Annotated in this window: 15 protein-coding genes; 13 read left to right on the top strand and 2 right to left on the bottom strand. The window is 38.9% G+C overall.

Annotated elements, in window-relative coordinates; genetic code table 11:
* The first annotated feature begins 3 nt into the window (after positions 1-3).
* From HZB61_02015 to HZB61_01955, 13 genes are all read left to right on the top strand, one after another.
* Positions 4-1,131: a hypothetical protein gene (locus tag HZB61_02015; GenBank protein ID MBI5055383.1), complete on the top strand. Its 1,128-nt coding sequence runs from the start codon at positions 4-6 to the stop codon at positions 1,129-1,131.
* Positions 1,128-2,636 carry an oligosaccharide flippase family protein gene (locus HZB61_02010; GenBank protein ID MBI5055382.1) on the top strand — a complete coding sequence of 503 codons (1,509 nt, stop codon included), beginning with the start codon at positions 1,128-1,130 and terminating at the stop codon, positions 2,634-2,636. The genes HZB61_02015 and HZB61_02010 overlap by 4 nt, the downstream gene beginning before the upstream one ends.
* A 125-nt stretch (positions 2,637-2,761) precedes the next feature.
* Entirely contained in the window at positions 2,762-3,943 is a 1,182-nt protein-coding gene (locus tag HZB61_02005; GenBank protein MBI5055381.1) for an O-antigen ligase family protein, read from the top strand.
* Between the two features lie 61 nt (positions 3,944-4,004).
* Positions 4,005-5,336, top strand: a complete 1,332-nt coding sequence (locus HZB61_02000; protein ID MBI5055380.1) for a phenylacetate--CoA ligase family protein — start codon at positions 4,005-4,007, stop codon at positions 5,334-5,336.
* A gap of 45 nt (positions 5,337-5,381) precedes the next feature.
* A complete protein-coding gene (locus HZB61_01995) occupies positions 5,382-6,155 on the top strand; it encodes a polysaccharide deacetylase family protein (GenBank protein ID MBI5055379.1) in 774 nt (257 codons plus the stop codon).
* Entirely contained in the window at positions 6,152-7,387 is a 1,236-nt protein-coding gene (locus HZB61_01990; GenBank protein MBI5055378.1) for a glycosyltransferase, read from the top strand. The genes HZB61_01995 and HZB61_01990 overlap by 4 nt, the downstream gene beginning before the upstream one ends.
* Complete coding sequence (locus HZB61_01985) at positions 7,388-8,407, top strand: glycosyltransferase family 2 protein (protein ID MBI5055377.1); 1,020 nt, start codon at positions 7,388-7,390, stop codon at positions 8,405-8,407.
* Positions 8,388-9,290, top strand: coding sequence for a polysaccharide deacetylase family protein (locus HZB61_01980; protein ID MBI5055376.1), 903 nt, complete (start codon positions 8,388-8,390; stop codon positions 9,288-9,290). The genes HZB61_01985 and HZB61_01980 overlap by 20 nt, the downstream gene beginning before the upstream one ends.
* Positions 9,281-10,063 (top strand): hypothetical protein, encoded by a 783-nt coding sequence (locus tag HZB61_01975; protein ID MBI5055375.1) that lies wholly within the window; start codon positions 9,281-9,283, stop codon positions 10,061-10,063. The genes HZB61_01980 and HZB61_01975 overlap by 10 nt, the downstream gene beginning before the upstream one ends.
* A gap of 19 nt (positions 10,064-10,082) precedes the next feature.
* Positions 10,083-11,294, top strand: coding sequence for a DegT/DnrJ/EryC1/StrS family aminotransferase (locus tag HZB61_01970; GenBank protein MBI5055374.1), 1,212 nt, complete (start codon positions 10,083-10,085; stop codon positions 11,292-11,294).
* Positions 11,291-11,908 (top strand): sugar transferase, encoded by a 618-nt coding sequence (locus tag HZB61_01965; protein MBI5055373.1) that lies wholly within the window; start codon positions 11,291-11,293, stop codon positions 11,906-11,908. The genes HZB61_01970 and HZB61_01965 overlap by 4 nt, the downstream gene beginning before the upstream one ends.
* A 40-nt stretch (positions 11,909-11,948) precedes the next feature.
* Positions 11,949-13,061: a glycosyltransferase family 4 protein gene (locus HZB61_01960; GenBank protein MBI5055372.1), complete on the top strand. Its 1,113-nt coding sequence runs from the start codon at positions 11,949-11,951 to the stop codon at positions 13,059-13,061.
* 345 nt (positions 13,062-13,406) lie between these two features.
* Positions 13,407-14,396, top strand: coding sequence for a radical SAM/SPASM domain-containing protein (locus HZB61_01955; GenBank protein MBI5055371.1), 990 nt, complete (start codon positions 13,407-13,409; stop codon positions 14,394-14,396).
* A 105-nt stretch (positions 14,397-14,501) separates the two neighbouring features.
* Here the strand turns inward: HZB61_01955 and HZB61_01950 are convergent, their stop codons facing one another.
* Both HZB61_01950 and HZB61_01945 read right to left on the bottom strand, forming a co-directional pair.
* A complete protein-coding gene (locus HZB61_01950; protein ID MBI5055370.1) occupies positions 14,502-16,772 on the bottom strand; it encodes a fibronectin type III domain-containing protein in 2,271 nt (756 codons plus the stop codon).
* Between the two features lie 398 nt (positions 16,773-17,170).
* On the bottom strand, positions 17,171-17,593 hold the full coding sequence (locus HZB61_01945; protein ID MBI5055369.1) for a fibronectin type III domain-containing protein: 423 nt from the start codon (positions 17,591-17,593) through the stop codon (positions 17,171-17,173).
* Positions 17,594-18,184 lie beyond the last annotated feature (591 nt).

Raw genomic sequence — 18,184 nt, 5'->3', positions numbered from 1 at the left:
GTGATGAATATAATATCTAAAATATGGGCTGAAAAAGACTGGATTATGAACTATGCCCAATGGGCTTTATTCGAGCATAAGCCGGTGCAAGACGACATTGGCACTATCCATATAATGGTCTTGTTTGTTGATCACTTTGAGCCTAAGATTGATAGATTGCATGGGATTCGCGTTACTGATGATGTTGGTATGAAAAGATGGATGGCTGAATACCCGATGCTTGCGTCCAAGCATAAGGATTCCGACGGGAAACATCCTCAGCATACATGGTTTTACCCGTATGATTACATGAATATGGAACATCTGAGGGAACTCTCAATGCTTGTTTATAAAGGATATGGAGAAATAGAACTGCATCTTCATCATAAAAACGACACAAGTGAAAGTCTTGAAGCGATAATAAAAGATGCTGTTAGAAAATATAATACAATCGGTGCCTTAAGAACCGAGGAGGAGAATACATATGGGTTCATTCATGGGAAATGGGCTTTGGATAACTGCGATGGTACATGTGGGGTAAATGATGAAATATCAATTCTCCTGAAAACAGGCTGTTATGCTGATTTTGGCTTACCAGCGCAAAACAGGTACGCGCGAACTAAGAAAATCAATAAAATCTATTATGCGATAGACGACCCTTGTAAGCCCAAGTCATTTGATACCGGTATTGATGTTGCAGTCGGAAATTCAACTAACGGCGGATTGATGATGATTCCCGGTCCATTGCGGATTGACTGGGAAGATTGGAGATTTAAATGGCACCCGATGGTGGAACATGGAGAGATAAGGCTTATACGTCAACCTACAGAGTCACGGGTAGATTTATGGATTGATACAAATATTCATATACCAGGCCGCCCCGATTGGATATTCGTCAAACTTTTCACTCATGGATGTGTAAATGAAGATTTAGATACATTATTGGGTCCATCTGTAGATAGCATGCATAACTATTTAGGAACAAAATATAATGACGGGAAGAAGTATAAACTGCATTATGTTACTGCGCGGGAAGCATACAACATTATAAAAGCTGCGGAGGCAGGGGAATCCGGGAATCCGAACCATTATAGGGACTTTATTATTAAGCCATATCTGAACAGAAAAAATTACCAATTCATGTCCAAATGAATTCAGTAAAGAAATTATTTTCTCAATCATCTAATTATTTAGTAGGCAACATAATCGTCATGCTGGCCGGATTTATATCTTTCCCCTTATGGACAAGGATATTAACTACTTCAGATTATGGGATGTTTTCAACTATAACGATAACAATAACTTTTCTAACTGCCTTTTTAAAGTTTGGGAATCAGCAGTCTATTGTCAGATATCATTATGAATATCATGCTACGGAGGAAAAACGCAACACATATTATTCAACATTTGTGTTGGGAGCATTTTTCGTTAGTGGTGTAATTACGTTACTGGTTATGAGTATAATCCTAGTATTATCAAAAAATGTTTTAAATCCGACCTGGGTGAAATATTTAATGTTAGCTGTGTTAGCCGGTTTCTTGGGAGCATTATATGAAACATTTTTGAATTTTTATCGAGCGAAACAGTTAATAACGATGCATAATATATTTGGTATTCTCAGCAGATATGGGGAATTGAGTTTCGCCTTCGTTTTTGTTGTAATGTTTTCATTTGGATTGTACGGACTGTTTATTGGGCAAATATTATCACAAATATTAGTAATATCACTCATTATCTATTTTTTGATCCGGAGAGAAGGTAAGGTGATTAATTTAAGCAATTTCAATTCTGAATTCCTTAAGGAAACTATAAAGTATGGGTTCCCCTTAATTTGGTTAGAATTGTCTAATGATGCTTTATCGATTAGTGATAGATACTTAATCCTTTTTTTTAAAGGAACCGAAAGTGTTGCAATTTATTCGGCAGGATATAATGCAGCGCAATATTGTCTTGGATTTTTGTATCGCCCTCTTTGGCTTGCTATCGTTCCGTTATATTTACAAATGTGGAGCAATGATGGCCGTGAAAAAACAGAAGCTTTTTTAACAAAAACATTACATTATTTTTTTATGATTGGCATACCAATTATTTTTGGAATTAGTTACTTGGGTAAAGGGTTAGTTACTCTTCTGGCAACTTCAAAATATCAAGATGCTTATATTATTATGCCGTATGTGAGCGCTTCTTATCTTATTTTTGGATTAATGCCAATTTGTAGTGCTGGCATACATATCCAGAAGAAAACAAACATTCTTATGAAACTTTCAGTGGCTGCTGCGTTAGCTAACATCCTGCTTAATATTTTCATGGTTCCTTGGCTTGGTATTCTAGGCGCGGCAATTGCGACTTTAATTTCATACATATTGTTAGTTGCGGCTGTTGCTTATAAGGCATCAAATTTTTTAACCGTAAAAATAAATTTTTTCGGGGTCATAAAATATATAATCATATCGTCTTTAATGATATACGTTATGGACTTTTACAATCAGGGAATGACTGTTATTGACATCATTGTGAAGGTTATTATTGGAAGTTCATTTTATTTATTAGTGTTATTATTTATCGATTCTGATATTAGAAATGCAGCTATAAGGAGTAAAAGCTATATAGCTTCTAATAAAAGCGTCTTAAAAATTAAACATTATTTATGGGGTTAGGACTTAGTCAATATATACCTTTTCTTGCATACATTGTATGCATGATCGTAGGTGTAATAGTCCTGTTTCGTAATGCTGTCTACGGACTGTATTTGCTGACTATGTTGATCCCGCTGCAGAATTTAATGGAAAGATTTATTGAATTTCCTTTCGGAAAGGATATGCTGGATATTCTATTTGCGGCAATATTAATAAAGATACTTATTCAGAAAAAGAATTTTACAGCAACAGAAGATGAGAAGAAAATCAATAAATATGTGTTCCTGATGATCCCTTTAACATATTCTGCTCTTTGGGTGGGAAGCTTCAAGTTGGGATTACCTTATCCAATTACGCTTGACAATCCACAGTTAGCCCTTTGGAAGAACTTTATCAGGTTACAGTTCTTATATTTCATTGCAATAAATACAATTACAAACAAGAAGCAAATAATGATTGTTATTGGGATAATGGTGCTTACAATTTTTATAATGGACCAAAATTTTTATCAGAATCAAAAATGGGTTGGTCACGAATCTTTTTCTGAGGATAAAAGAGATGTAGGTGTGACTTTCAGCTATCTCGGACCTAATGAATTTGCTGCTTTCTATGCACAGGTAACAATATTATTTATGGGTATCTTGTTGGTAATTGACAGAACATTTGTGAAAATAGTTCTTTGGTGCTTGATAATGTTTAATACGTATTGCATCTTATATCTCTATTCAAGGGGTGGATATGCTGCCGTCTTGGCAGGACTTTTGTTCCTTGGGTTAACTAAAAACAGAATTGTGTTGTTGTTATTGCTAATACTTCTGGTAAGCTGGAACACTGTTCTTCCCGATGCTGTTGTAGAACGGCTTGAGATGACAAAAACTGAAGAAGGAGTTGATGCATCATCATCAAGCAGGCTTGAATTGTGGTCGCAAGCGTTGGAAGAAATAATTGTTAATCCATTGACAGGAGTAGGTTTCGGCAGCTCTCAATATTTAGGATTTAAGACATCCGGTGAAAAGTCGAGGAGGAATGTTCATAATGGATATGTTGAAATACTCTTGGAGCAAGGAATTGTCGGCCTTACGTTATTCCTCTATATTTTTTACTTAGGCATTAAGAAAGGATGGGCATTATACATGAGTTCGAAAGATAATTTTCTAAGAGGTATGGGTATAGGATTTGTCGGGATGATTATTGCATGCCTTGTTTCTAATCTTTTTGGCGATAGATGGTCATATCTAAATGTTATGGGATATTTCTGGATTCTTTTGGGTTTGGTTGTTAAGACAAATCAGATTAATATAGAAGAAGAGAAGGCCGCTACCCTATAATTGCGCTTTCTTTGAAACAGACATAAGCACTTCTGAAAAATGCAATATCGTATAATGCGTTATGAATGAATGGATTGCCCAAAAAATATTTTTTAGCATTATTGAACGGTTAAGAGGTGAAACTATCTCCAAATTTCATAAAGATATTGCTCATATTCCTTATCTACCTCGTCACGAAATAAGAAAACTCCAACTCGCCAAATTGAACAATACGCTACAAACCAGTTATCAGGAAATCCCTTTTTATCGTAACAGATTTCATGATGCCGGTATAGATATTAAGAATCTGTCATTGCCTTTCGATTTAAAAAAAATCCCATTATTAAATAAGCAAGATATACAAAATAATTATGACCAATTGGTTAATCACAGACAAAGAAAAAGAATTAGCAAAGACTCTACCAGTGGCTCATCTGGTAATCCTTTAATAGTCATAAAAGATATTGAAAAGAGCGCATATATTAGGGCAGTAATGTTCCGCTGCTACGGGCAATACGGATTAAATATAGGAGACAAGCAGGCTCGTTTCTGGGGGGTACCTCTCAGCCCCCGTAATTATATAGTCGAGAAACTGAAGGATTTTATGATTAATAGGATTAGATTGTCAGCTTTTGCGCTTGATGACAGGAGTTTTTCACAGTTTGCAGATAAAATTGAGAGATTCCGACCAAAATATTTTTGTGGTTATCCATCTTTGATATATAAATTTGCTCAATGGTTAAGTGAGAAAAATATTCTATTTAAGAAAATAGATCTATCTGTAATTATCACAACCGGTGAAATTCTGCATGATTTCCAAAGAGAACTCATAGAGAATACCTTCAAATGTAAGGTGGCCAACGAATATGGTGCGACCGAAGTTGGTGTAATAGCTTTTGAATGTCTTCATGGTAAACTTCATGTTAATTCTGACCATCTATTTGTTGAAACGGTTGATTCCGATCAACCTCATAAAGCAAAAGAGATTGTGATTACTGAATTAAATAATAAATATAATCCGTTAATTAGATATAAGGTTGGAGACATGGGAGAATTATCAGACGCTCCCTGTGACTGCGGAATAGGGTTTCCGATTTTAAGCAAACTGAAGGGTCGAGAAGATAGCTACATCATTACTCCTGAAAATAAACATGTTTACGATGCAATACTTGCATATACATTCAAAAGAGGGGTTAAGCAGTTTCAAGGGATTCAGAATAGGAAAGATGAATTGATTGTAAAGATTGTAAAATCAAATGATTTTACAGTTGAGATGAGCAGAAAATATAAGCAACAATTAGAAGATGTCTTGGGGAATTCTATAAAGATTCAATTTGATATTGTTCCTAACATAGAACCTGGAAGGTCAGGAAAGTTGAAATATTTTATCTCACATATTCAAGATAATAGATAGGCTCTAAAAAACATGACAGGGAAAAATAAAGATTGCAGAATCTTGATGTATCATGAAGTGACTGATGAACCAGAAAGGGGCAAAAAACTTAGAAGGATTGATCCAGCTTATTCGCTATCGACCTCCCAATTTACGGAACAACTTAACTTCATTCGTGATAATGGATTTAGTGTTTGTCCCTTAGAAAGTATCTTATTTGAAAAAGATGACATTATTAATCCTATAGTAATTACATTCGATGATGGACTTATCGGAAACTATCGCTTTGCGTTACCAATTCTTCAAGAGCTTAATTTTAAAGCAACTTTCTTCGTAACTGTCGAGTACATTGAGAAAGCTCGATACATGAGTTGGAATCAAATAAATGAAATTCACAAGTGTGGACATTTAGTTCAATCACATACAATGACCCATCCTATGCTTGGAGAGATTGGTGATAGAGAAATTTATTATGAATTATCAAAATCTAAAGAGATCATAGAAGAAAAAGTTGGGGAGGTTGTAAGATACTTAAGCTTACCTTTCGGAAGTTATAACGATAATGTTATAAAGATAGCAAAAGAAGTTGGTTACAAGGCAATTTTAACATCAGATTTCAATAAGAAGCAATATGATGAAATACCATTTCAACTGGGGAGAATCCCAATAAAAGATAGCCATAGCTTGAAGACGTTCGGTAACTTAATCAGCCAAGAATCTAATAGCCGACTTGGAATTATCATGTGTAATTGCTTCAAAAGTAGTATTAAGAAAGCAATAGGTTTGGGTAGGTATAGAAGAATATATAGATTTTTTAACAGAATCAGGATAGAGGGTTGAATATTTTATTTATATCAACTGAAAATCCTTATCCCCCGGTTGGTGGCCACCATATAAGGACTTATAATATATTAAAGATATTAGCTGAGAAGAATAAAATCTATTTTATTGGATTTGCCCAGCATAAGAAGGAACTTAACTATTCAAGGAACATTAAAGAATTATGCGAAACTGTAGATAGTTATCTTATTCCTAAAACAGGCTACAATTTTCATTTCTTATTGCAGGTTGGGAAAAATTTATTTTCTAAGCACCCATTGGTATCAGAAAGATATCTTGTTCCTGAAGCAAAGGTGAAACTAAAAGAAATTCTATCTAAATACAACATAGAATTAGTTCATATTGATATGCTTGCATTAGCAAGTTATGTCAAAGAAATTATTAATAATATTCCGACAATATTAACTAATCATAATGTGGAGTATTTAAGGTTATATCGTTGGATGAAAACAGAGCAGAACTTTTTAATTAAATCGTTTTTATATTATCAATACTTGAAACTAATGAATTATGAAAGGAAAACGTGCCCATTATTTAACAGATGCATAGTAGTTTCTGAAGAGGATAAAATGCATTTGCTTAAATTATGCAAAGTCGATAATTTTACAGTAATTCCTAATGGCGTTGATATTGACTATTTTAAGCCTTTGCCAGGAAAGATTAAAAAAAACCATTTAGTATGGGTAGGAGGGATGGCTGGACATTATAATGCAGACGCAGTAGATTTCTTTTTGCGTGACATTTGGCCTATTCTTAAGCAAGAAGTACCAAAAGTGACGATAGAATTTATTGGAAAATCGCCTACTAATTTGCTACAAGAAAAGGCTATGCATGATCCTAATATAAAAATATTGGGGTTTGTAGAAGACATAAGAAATATTGTACAAAGTGCTTCTATATTTGTCGCTCCAATAAGAAGTGGAAGTGGGACAAAGATAAAAGTAATAAATGCTATGGCTCAAGCTAAAGCTGTCGTAACCACTTCAATTGGTGCTGAAGGAATCATTGTTGAAAATGGAAAAAATATCTTGATTGCCGACAGCCCTGAAGAATTTGCGAAAAGAGTTGTATGGTTATTGCGGAATGAAGATTGTTTAATTAAGCTTGGACAAAACGCCAGACATCTTATTGAACAAAAATATAGTTGGAAGTTAATAGCTCAACATGTAGATGATAGTTATAGCTGCTATGACAAGAAGCTCCAAAGCAAAACAAATGCGAAAGATTTCTGAATGGATAGTAACAAGAAAGTCTCCGTATTAATTCCCTGCCGCAATGAAGTCAAGAATATTGAAGCCTGCATTAGGAATGTTTTTGGCTTTGAGAAACCTGAAGGTGATTTTGAAGTAATGATTGTGGACGGAATGAGTGATGACGGTACAAGGGATATTCTTTTGAAACTTCAGGAGCAATATCCGACGCTTGTTATACTGGACAATCCAGAAAGGACTGTGCCGCACGCAATGAATCTCGGCATTACGCAGGCAAAAGGCGAATATATTGTGCGGACTGATGTCAGGTGTTTACATCCGAAAAATTATTTGAAAGATTTAATAAAGCTGAGTGAAGAGACCGGGGCTGATAATGTGGGAGGCGTTCTTATCCCTCTTGGAAATACTTATGTTCAGCAATGTGTAGCCGCCGCATACCGGAGCCGCATTACAATGGGCGGGGCGCTGCGTGACAGGGGGGATTTCGCAGGGGAGACAGATGCGGTTTACGGGGGATGCTTTCGAAGAAGCAGGCTAATTGAAGTCGGGATGTATGATGAGTCTATGGTAAGAAACCAGGACGACGAGCTTTCCTTCAGACTGCGGAAATCAGGCGGAAAAATCATTCAGTCTGGGAGGATAAAGATCCAGTACTTTCCTCGGAATAAATTCAGGCAGCTTTTTAAGCAATTCATGCAGTACGGCTACTGGAAGGTTGCGATCATGAAAAAACATCCCGCTCAGCTTTCATTGAGGCACTTTGTTCCGGCAGTCCTTGTTGCCGGGTTTGCTTTATTGGGTGTAACAGCTGTGTTGAATAAATTTGTCCTTGGGGCGTTTTTCTTATATGCCGGTGGATATGTTTCGTTAATATTGCTGGAATCGTTAAGGCTGACCTTCTTTGAGAAAATGAAGCTGCTGCCCGGGGTTATGCTCGCAATCGTCTCTATACATTTTGGATTCGGCGCAGGTTTCATTACTGCTCTGATAAGCAATGCGGTTCGTATTAAACCTAAGGTTGTTGAATCACTCAGCAGATAATTATGGCTTCTCTGATTCCATCACCACATCGATGTTAAATGCCTTTTCCATTGACGTTGAGGACTGGTATCAATCATCCCATGATCTTAACGCTCCAATCAGCGATATCTGCCTTCACAATACCCGCGTTGTGCTTGATTTTCTCTCAAGGCATAATGTCCGTGGCACTTTCTTTGTCCAGGGGATGGTCGCCAGAGAATTCCCTTTCCTGATAAAGGAGATTCATGGTAAGGGGCATGAAATCCAATCACATGGTTTTTCGCATCGTCCTGTTAATAAGATGTCACACAATGAGTTTAAACGTGAGCTTATGGAGACCAGCAAATACATCGAGGACATAACAGGAATAGCTGTTACCGGTTTCAGGGCGCCTGATTTTTCAATTGATGCAAAATCCTTCTGGGCCTTTGAAGTTATGTGCGAATGTGGAATAAGATATGATTCATCCATCTTCCCGTTAAGAACAAAAAGATACGGCATCAGCGGTTTTGAGCGGGGATACAGTTTGTTTAAAACTCCTTCCGGGAATATAGAGGAGCTTCCGGTCAGCGTTTATGAGTTATCCCGTCCTAACGGGTTGAGAATACCAGTTGGAGGCGGAGGCTATTTCCGCCTGTTTCCATTCTGGTTTCTGGAGATGAGCAGGAAGAGACTGGAAGTTCAGAGACTGCCCTTTATAATATATTGTCATCCTTATGAATTTAATCCCGGTGAGTGGAAGCAAAGCATGAAGCGTATTCCCATGTATAGACGATTACATCAGGGAATAGGGCGGCATGGTTTTCGGGGAAAAGTTTCAAGGCTTCTTGAGTCGGGTACTTTTGGAACAATGTCAGATGTGCTGAACAGACTGAAAAAGAAGGAGGCGGAAACATGCGTATAGTTTTCTTGAGTCCGGACGAACCCTTTTATCTGCCGGATTTTTACAAGTATGTTCTTGACAGCATAGACCCGAAGCATGAGGTAAAGGTGATAATAGTGCCGCCTGTTTATAAGAATACCACAAGCGCGTCACTGGCCATTCGGTATGCGAAAACTTTCGGGTTAAAAGAAACTGCCGCAATGTCCTGTAATGTCATTTATTACAAGTTGATGAATCTCCTCTCCGGGAGAAAGAACGGAAGATTTTATTCCCTAAGCTCGATATTAGAAAAATATCGCATACCGTATTTGCAGGAGCTTGATGTAAACAGCAGGCAGAATCTTCAACGGTTAAAGGATTGGAATACCGATCTGATAATTTCCGTTTCATGCCCCCAGATTTTCAAAAAAGACCTCATTGGACTGCCCCCGAAGGGATGTCTTAATCTGCACGGCTCCTTACTGCCGGACTACCGCGGAGTCATGCCTTCGTTTTGGGTCCTTGCCAATAATGAAAAGGAGGCCGGTGTCACGCTTTTTTTTGTAAATGAAAAGATAGACGCCGGAGACGTTTTAATACAAAGGAAGTATTCTGTTCGCTCTGATGACACGCTTGATGCAGTCATAAGGCGGTCCAAAAGAATAGGGGCAGAAATTGTTGTTGACGGTATCGCCATGATTGCGGAAGGCGAAGTCAGGACATATCCAATTGATATGACAAGAGGAAGCTACTACGGCTGGCCGGACCAGGAGGCTGTGGGGCGGTTCCTTGAGTACGGAAGACAATTCAGATAAAGACAAGGAGACAGTATCTATGAAAACAAGTGTAAAATATCTGCCTTTTTCATTGCCGCTTATTGAAGAAGATGAGATAGAAGCGATTATCGAAGCGTTGAAATCCTGCTGGATTACTACCGGGCCTAAGGTAAAACAGTTTGAAAAGGAGTTTTCAGAATATATCGGATGCAAACATGCCATAGCTGTCAACTCCTGCACGGCGGCACTTCATCTTGCGCTTGAAGCAATAGGGATCAAGGAAGGAGACGAGATTATCACAACGCCGATGACCTTTGCGGCCACCGCTGAGGTTATCCGTTACTTCAAGGCCAGGCCTGTTTTTATCGATATAGATCCTGTGACTATGAATATTGATACCGAAAAGATAGAGGCATATCTTTCACCCCTTTTATCTCGCCCCTTGTCGCTGCCTAAGGCCATTATTCCCGTTCACTACGCAGGATATCCATGTGAAATGGACACCATTATGGAGCTGGCCGAAAAATACAATCTGAAGGTGATAGAAGATGCGGCGCATGTCTTGCCTGCTTTTTATAAGGACCGTATGATAGGGACTATTGGCGATATAACATGCTTCAGTTTTTACGCTACAAAGAATCTTACTACGGGGGAAGGCGGCATGATCACAACTGACAATGATGAATGGGCGGAGAGAATGAGGATCATGAGCATGCACGGTATAAGCAGGGACGCGTGGAAGAGATACACCGCGGAAGGGAATTGGTATTACGAAATAATTGCACCCGGGTTTAAATATAATCTGACCGATGTAGCCGCAGCCCTCGGCATAGGCCAATTAAGAAAGACTGACAGAATGTGGGACAGGCGGAAAAAAATTGCCGGTATGTATAGCGAGGCATTCATGAATCTGACCGAGATCGAAATCCCTTTTTCATCTTTAACTTCGCTTCTGGCGACTCCCGCCGGAACACAACATAGCTGGCATTTGTATGTGATCAAACTCAATCTCGAATGTTTGACAATAGACAGGGGACGCTTTATTGAAGAGTTGAAGGACAGGGGAATCGGCACATCAGTGCACTTTATTCCCCTTCACATCCACCCGTACTATCGGGATACATATGGATATAAACCTGAAGACTTTCCAGTGGCATATGAAACTTTTCAGAGGATCATTTCCCTTCCGATATATCCGAAGATGACTGACGGCGATGTGGAAAGGGTCATTGAGGCGGTTATTTCAGTAATAAAAAAATTTGGGAAATGAAGCGTCTTTTTGACATTTTCTTTTCACTTATTGGCCTGCTCATGTTGCTGCCCGTTTTTATGGTGATGGCAATCCTCATAAAGCTTGACAGTCCCGGTCCTGTATTTTTCAAGCAGGAAAGGATGGGAAGGAATTTCAGGCCATTCTTCATTTATAAGTTCAGGAGTATGGTAAATGACGCACATAAAAAAGGTTTGCAAATTACGGCAGGCGGGGATGCCAGGGTCACGAGATCAGGCTGGGTTTTAAGGAAGACAAAGATTGACGAGCTGCCGCAGCTTATAAATGTTCTGAAAGGAGAAATGAGTTTTGTCGGGCCAAGGCCGGAAGTCAAAAAGTATGTGGATTTGTATAAAGATGATTACAATGACATTCTACGTGTTAGACCCGGCATAACCGATATTTCTTCAATTGTTTACAGGGACGAAGAAGGTGTCCTGCAAAATCAGGACAATCCGGAGGAATATTATAAGTCAGTGTTATTGCCTGAGAAGTTGAAGCTTGCTAAGAAATACGTTGCAAAGTCTTCCTTCTTTTATGATTTGAGGCTTATACTGCTTACCATCTTTAAAATTATATTTCCTGCTGATAAAACCGCCCGGCTGTCCGATTAATAAAGCTGCAGTTCAGATTTTCACAACAGATACAACAAATATGCGTATCCTTCATCTAATCAGCAGCAGCGGATTATTCGGAGCTGAAAGGGTGCTTCTTGAGTTGTCAAAAGGCCTGAAGAAATTTGAGAGTTGCTGCCCGATAGCAGGAGTCATAAGAAACTCGAATAACCCGCATGTCGAGGTTGCAGAAGAAGCGAATGCCTCCGGTATTGACACCGTTATATTTCCATGCAAAGGGCAATTTGATTTTAGTCTGGTTTCATTAATCAGAAAATATATTAAAGAGAACAGAGTTGATATCATCCATTGTCATGGGTACAAATCCAACTTTTTCGGATTGCTCGCATCAAGAGGGAAAATCCCACTTGTCACAACGAATCATAATTGGCTGACAGCACACTGGAAACTGAAAGTTTATTGCTTTATTGACAGCCTGCTTATCCGGTATTTTGACAGGATCGTGGCTGTCTCGGAGGATGTTAAAAAGGACATGCTGAGATACAAGATCCCTGAAAGAAAAATCCGCATTATCGATAACGGCATTGACCTTGACAGGTTCAATGGAAAAGTTTATCCGGTTAATATCAGGAAGGAATTCGGGATCAAAGAGCATGAGACCGTCATAGGGACAATAGGAAGTCTGGGACATGAAAAGGGGCATATCTATTTGCTCAAGGCTGCCAGGGAAATCCTTGAAACACATAAGGCGGTAAAATTTCTTATCATTGGGGACGGGCTTTTAAGGAATGAGCTTGAGAGTATGGCAAATACTCTGGGCATAAGTAGCAATGTTATTTTTGCAGGCTACAGGAAAGATATCCCGGAGATGCTCTCTATGATGGATATCTTTGTCTTACCTTCCATAAAAGAGGGGCTGCCTATGGTGCTTCTTGAAGCTATGGCAGCTAAAAAGCCGGTCATCGCTACAAGGGTTGGGGCTGTGCCAAAGGTGATTACACACGATGAAACCGGTATATTAGTAAGACCGAAAGAAATAGATGAATTAAGACATTCAATTTTAAGATTGATTAATGATCGTGCAACAGCAGAAAAATTAAGACAAGCAGCATATAGGAGACTCCGAGATAATTTTACATCTGATACAATGGCGGGGAAGTATATGTTATTATATTCCCAAAGCAAGCGATAACAACCGGATGAAATATTTTAAAGTCTATCAAATTAGACATTGACAAATTGATGTTAGATGAAAAAATGAATACCGACATGACGCATAAGTAGATGACGGAAATCGAGATGGAGTTAGCAGGAGTGAAGTTGGGGTGGGCATATCACAAAAAAAGCTGCCGTGTACTTTGCAAAGGAGTCGTTGCCGTGTCTATGAGTGCATCTTCCGAATCAAACACCTTCGAGAACCTTGGCACCTGTTGTTAAGAAAAGAAAAAGTTCAAGACTTTTTACATACTGAAAACATACACTGCCTTGTAGCGAAGAACTTGCTGTAATAGCAGATTGACTGGCAGGGGAGGGAAAAATGGGATTGACGATAAATAAGCAACCGTATTTTAAGTGGTATTTAAACACCAGAACATGGTCGAAAAGGCTGCTGGAAAGACTGCACCATATAAAAAAAAGAGATCATCTTGTAAGACATGAATTGCAAGATATTTTGACTCCAGCATTTCAAAAAAAAGAACCTCCTCTATTTTATCACGTACAGTTTGAAACCGTATCTATTTGCAATAACGATTGTTCCTTCTGTCCAATGAATAGACGCCTGAGAAAGAGGGAATATAAAGAGGCCGATTGGGAAGTCATATCAAGATTAGGTAGTGAATTACAAAGCTGTTCCTTTGATGGTGTCTTATCATTATTTAATAATAATGAACCTCTTATAGATAAGAGGTTACCAGAAATAGTTGCTTTTTTCAGGACGAAGATTCCTAAAGCCTCTATCCGAATTCTAACTAACGGCATATTAATCAATATGAAAATTGTTGAACAATTAATTCAAGCTGGTATGAATCAGATTGGAATAAACAATTACAATGATAAAAATAAATTTATTCCTTCAATAAGAAAGTTTGTTGACGATTTTCGTAGTTCTAAGTATAAGGATGCAATTGATATTGACATATCAATGCGATACAAGAACGAAGTGATGCACAATAGAGGTGGGAATTCTCCTAATAATCGTCCCCTTAATAGTAGCAAGAGATGGTTTTGCTTGTTTCCATTCGAACAAATTAATGTTAATCCTTGGGGGGATTTGACAATTTGCTGTAATGATGTCATGTATAAGCACAAAATAGGAACTATTTTAGGCAATGAAACAATTTATCAATTATGGTCAAATAAGGAATATAGTAATATTCGTAATTCCTTGGTGGAGGGGAAGAGAGAAAAGATTGACATTTGTTCTGTTTGTGACAATCCTGGTATTGGAGGAACCGGTGGCAATTTTACATACAAAATTGAAAAGTCAACCTCAGATATGTATCGCATCTATAGAGTCTATAGATAGTTTGGAGTTGGAATTCCCACAGCATAGTGCCGTCTCTTACGATTATAGAGCATTTCAATAAAAAGCCCCTCGCTTTCTGTACAAGGAAGCGAGGGGCTTTTTCTACTATTGTACAAAGCGAAGATTGCGAGGAGGCGAGGGCGGGGTATGGTCTACAATCACATTCTGCGTTGTAGCAGAAGCAGATGATGACCCTGCCGATACATTGCCAACAGCATCGTAAGCTTTTATTGAGTATGTATAAAAGGTTGACGGAGAGAGTCCCGTGTCGGCATATACGGTTGAGGTTGAGGTTGCAATTAGAGAACCGTTTCTGTAAATACTGTATCCTGTAACGCCTACATTGTCAGTGGTGGCGTTCCAGGAAAGGCTAATCTGAGAAGATGATGTTGCTACTGCCGTCACACCCGAAGGAATAAAAGGTGCCTGAGTATCAGGAGAAGCGGGTGTATTTGCCGAAGCAGATGTTGAGTCTGCCGATATGTTACCAGAGGCATCATATGCCCTTATCTTATAAGTATAAGAGGTGGATGCAATGAGCCCTGTGTCGGAGTAGGTAAGCGAATTTGAGGTCGCTACTTGGAGGCCATTCCTGAAAATTTTGTATCCTGCAACGCCCACATTGTCAGTAGATACACTCCACGAAAGATTGATTTGCGTAGGAGATAATGCCGTTGCTGTTAGTCCCGAAGGAACGGTCGGAGCCTGGGTGTCAGCCCCTGCTTGGGTGGTTGCCGAGACAGGCGCTGACAGAGCCGAGTTTCCGGCGGCATCATAAGCTTCTACTGTGAAGTTATATGCGGTTGAAGGGCCGAGTCCTGTGGATGAATAGCTGGTTGAGGTGGTGGTTGCAATCTGTGAACCATTTTTGTATATCTTGTATCCTGTTACTCCGACATTATCAGTGGATGAGTTCCATGAGATATTGATTTGCGTTGATGATATCGGTGTTGCTGTAAGACTAGTCGGAACGGTTGGGGCTTGCGTGTCCGGCGCGGGAGGGGTGTAAGTTCCGGTATATTCATACGCGCCGATGTCATACTTGGCTGTTCCATCATTGTCGCCGTCCATGGGACGGAGATTGCCGTCAAAATCTGTTGCTACTTCGGCAAGTGACAATCCTGAATCGATTGCTGGACTTGTGGATTGGAGATGGAAATCATAAGTGGATAAGGATGAAAATTTAGGATCACCCACTATTTGATGGCTGTCAATTATATCATATAATTTGGGACTGGCAGCAAAAAGATTCTGGTCTGCAACAACATTAACCGGATTGCTTGGCCAAGAGTGTATGTTGATATCATAATTGCCTGTTCCGCTTATGTTTGAAAAAATATTATTCTTGACTTCTATATTCGACGCAGTAGAAGAGTCTCCCCGAATCGCATTCTGATTCATGTTATAAAAGACATTGTTGTAAATTTTAACATTCTTGACGTTCGCTCTCATATAAACCATGGCAAATCCGGGGTCTATCAAGCCGTTATCTCTGGTATAGAAAATGTTATTTCTGACAATCATACTTTGAAAATCTATCGGTATACCGGTGCTTGCATTATTAATTACTTCAAATATGATAGCCCCTCTTAATCCTATCCCGCCATTATTGGTTGCATCAAATATATTGCCTTCAATTATGCCTGAAACTGCCTTGCCTGCTTCTCCTGCCACTCTGGATTCATCGTAATAATGCATCAGCCAAGTGGCGCCTCCATAAATCTCATTATCCTTAATAGTTCTGTTTAATCCGGAACACATATAGAGTGAGTACGCATGACCGCTTGGTGCCGTTGTATCAGGAGTGAATTTTACATAATTGCCTTGTATGACAAAATTATTGCCATAGGCTTCCATAGCCAGCCACATTGTTCCCCTGAATTCATTGCCGATTGAATTAATTCCGGAAGAAACCCCGTGTGGATTTATCGAAGAGCTATATCCGGTTCTATCGCCCATTTCAAGCGGTCCGTAAAAATTATTGCCCGGACCCTCAAAAGTAATTCTGGCAAAAGACCAATAAGAAGATTTAGCGTCTATTTCATCTTTTACTATCGCCTCTTCTCCGGGAAAGCTTGTCATTGTGATTCTTTCAGCGTCAGTCCCCGGATACCAATCATCAACGGCATATTGAGAACCGATACCAACCCTTCCTGTTTGGTGCGTACCGCCTGTAAGATAGAGAAAGTCTCCGGGTTTCATCCGGTTAACAACTGTCTCTAATGTTTTCCAGGCAGTTGCTTTTGTTTTTCCATCACTGGAATCGGAACCCATGGGGCTTATGAACCGTATGTTTCCAGTATTATCACAACTAAATGGATAAGTATCGCTGCTTGCTCCATTAACATTAACGGTTATTCCGCTTCCATTCAGCATGCTTGACTTGAGCCAAAAAGTTATTCTTTTTGCATTCTTTGCTGTTTTCGGTTGAGCAATAGCGCCCCATTCCGCAAAATCAGCATCTTGATTTAATGTCACTCCGCACACAGTTAGAGTATTTCCACTTCTTATATCGCCAAAGTTGTCTCCCCATATAGTGATTGCTGCTCCCTTGGTAGATGAGCCTTCCCACCCTGATACTGGTCCGTTCTTGGCGCTGGCATAATGAATAACAGGGCTGGCTTGTGCTGCTGACGCATTGAAAGCCGTGAAAAATATCGCAGTTGCCAGGACATAAAACAATATTTTATAGCTCATCTTTTTTTTTGTTTCATTTTTTGTTGTCATAGTCTTCACCTCATTATTATGTAATATGAAATTTTTATCTGTTATCATTAACTGCTTGCTGTAATCTCCGTACACGCTTCATTGGAATGTTCGCTTTCATTCCCCGAAGAGTCATAAGCGGTTGTTGTAAAGCACCAAGTGCCAGGAGTCAGTCCGCTTATAGCGGCTTCGGTGTTGTTACCTATGTCAACCGAGTTAGTATAATTCCCGGTACCTTGGCCGTAATAAACTTTGTATCCGGCAAGATTATCGGTGTTTGTATCAGGAGCGGACCACGCAATTGATATTGATCCGGTTAAAGCGTTGGGTTGTGAACTTTCACTGCCGTTGCTATTACTGCTACTATTGCCGCCGCCACCGCTACCTCCACTGCCACAACCTGTTATTGCCAGCAGTATTAGTGGAATGAGAAGATATATCAAGAAGTTTTTCTTTAACATAATTTTCTCCTTTGTTTCTATTTTGTTCATCAATCCTATCTTAAAATTAATTAATGACAGTAACAGTGATTTCAATTACAATTTTCGCAAAAAAATTCAACAGTATTTTATCAAATATCTTGAAAATAACAATTATCATTTCTCTGAAACGTTGAATTACATTCCAAGCAACAAACATACCAATAATATATTTTTTACTAACTATCTGAATTTCAATCTTTTCAGCAAGATGAACAATGCTTTTTATGAAGGAAATTCCATACAGGGTAATCTTGCTTAGTGACATGTATTGTCGATTTGATATATGTTCTCATCATTAGTGCAGTAATTTCCATACAATCAAAAACTGCTGAGGAATCAAACGAGTAATGTGACGGGAGCGGTGTAGATGATAAATTAATAAATATTTTGGATATAGCTGAACGATCCAACCTCTCTTATAATAACTGTCCCAAAGCCGGTTTTTTACATGCAACACTACTGTAATACCAAAATGATAATGTCCTAAACAACCAAAATAAGAATGTCCGGATTTAAGATGCTAAACTGCCTTCTTTTCAATAAGGAGGTACGGTGACACGAAAGGACATTATCATGCTGAGCCAGAAGGAGTGGAAGAAG

Source organism: Nitrospirota bacterium (assembly GCA_016214845.1).
Taxonomy (GTDB): Bacteria; Nitrospirota; Thermodesulfovibrionia; order UBA6902; family UBA6902; genus SURF-23.
The sequence above is the reverse complement of the archived record's forward strand: the minus strand, read 5'-3'. Positions and strand labels throughout refer to the sequence as shown.

Excerpts from the sequence above, each read along its gene's own strand:
- HZB61_02015 (MBI5055383.1), top strand. The coding sequence starts at position 4 with ATGAATATAATATCTAAAATATGGGCTGAAAAAGACTGGATTATGAAC.
- HZB61_02010 (MBI5055382.1), top strand. The coding sequence starts at position 1,128 with ATGAATTCAGTAAAGAAATTATTTTCTCAATCATCTAATTATTTAGTA.
- HZB61_02005 (MBI5055381.1), top strand. The coding sequence starts at position 2,762 with ATGGAAAGATTTATTGAATTTCCTTTCGGAAAGGATATGCTGGATATT.
- HZB61_02000 (MBI5055380.1), top strand. The coding sequence starts at position 4,005 with ATGAATGAATGGATTGCCCAAAAAATATTTTTTAGCATTATTGAACGG.
- HZB61_01995 (MBI5055379.1), top strand. The coding sequence starts at position 5,382 with ATGTATCATGAAGTGACTGATGAACCAGAAAGGGGCAAAAAACTTAGA.
- HZB61_01985 (MBI5055377.1), top strand. The coding sequence starts at position 7,388 with ATGGATAGTAACAAGAAAGTCTCCGTATTAATTCCCTGCCGCAATGAA.
- HZB61_01975 (MBI5055375.1), top strand. The coding sequence starts at position 9,281 with ATGCGTATAGTTTTCTTGAGTCCGGACGAACCCTTTTATCTGCCGGAT.
- HZB61_01970 (MBI5055374.1), top strand. The coding sequence starts at position 10,083 with ATGAAAACAAGTGTAAAATATCTGCCTTTTTCATTGCCGCTTATTGAA.
- HZB61_01965 (MBI5055373.1), top strand. The coding sequence starts at position 11,291 with ATGAAGCGTCTTTTTGACATTTTCTTTTCACTTATTGGCCTGCTCATG.
- HZB61_01960 (MBI5055372.1), top strand. The coding sequence starts at position 11,949 with ATGCGTATCCTTCATCTAATCAGCAGCAGCGGATTATTCGGAGCTGAA.
- HZB61_01955 (MBI5055371.1), top strand. The coding sequence starts at position 13,407 with ATGGGATTGACGATAAATAAGCAACCGTATTTTAAGTGGTATTTAAAC.
- HZB61_01950 (MBI5055370.1), bottom strand. The coding sequence starts at position 16,772 with ATGCTGAATGGAAGCGGAATAACCGTTAATGTTAATGGAGCAAGCAGC.
- HZB61_01945 (MBI5055369.1), bottom strand. The coding sequence starts at position 17,593 with ATGAACAAAATAGAAACAAAGGAGAAAATTATGTTAAAGAAAAACTTC.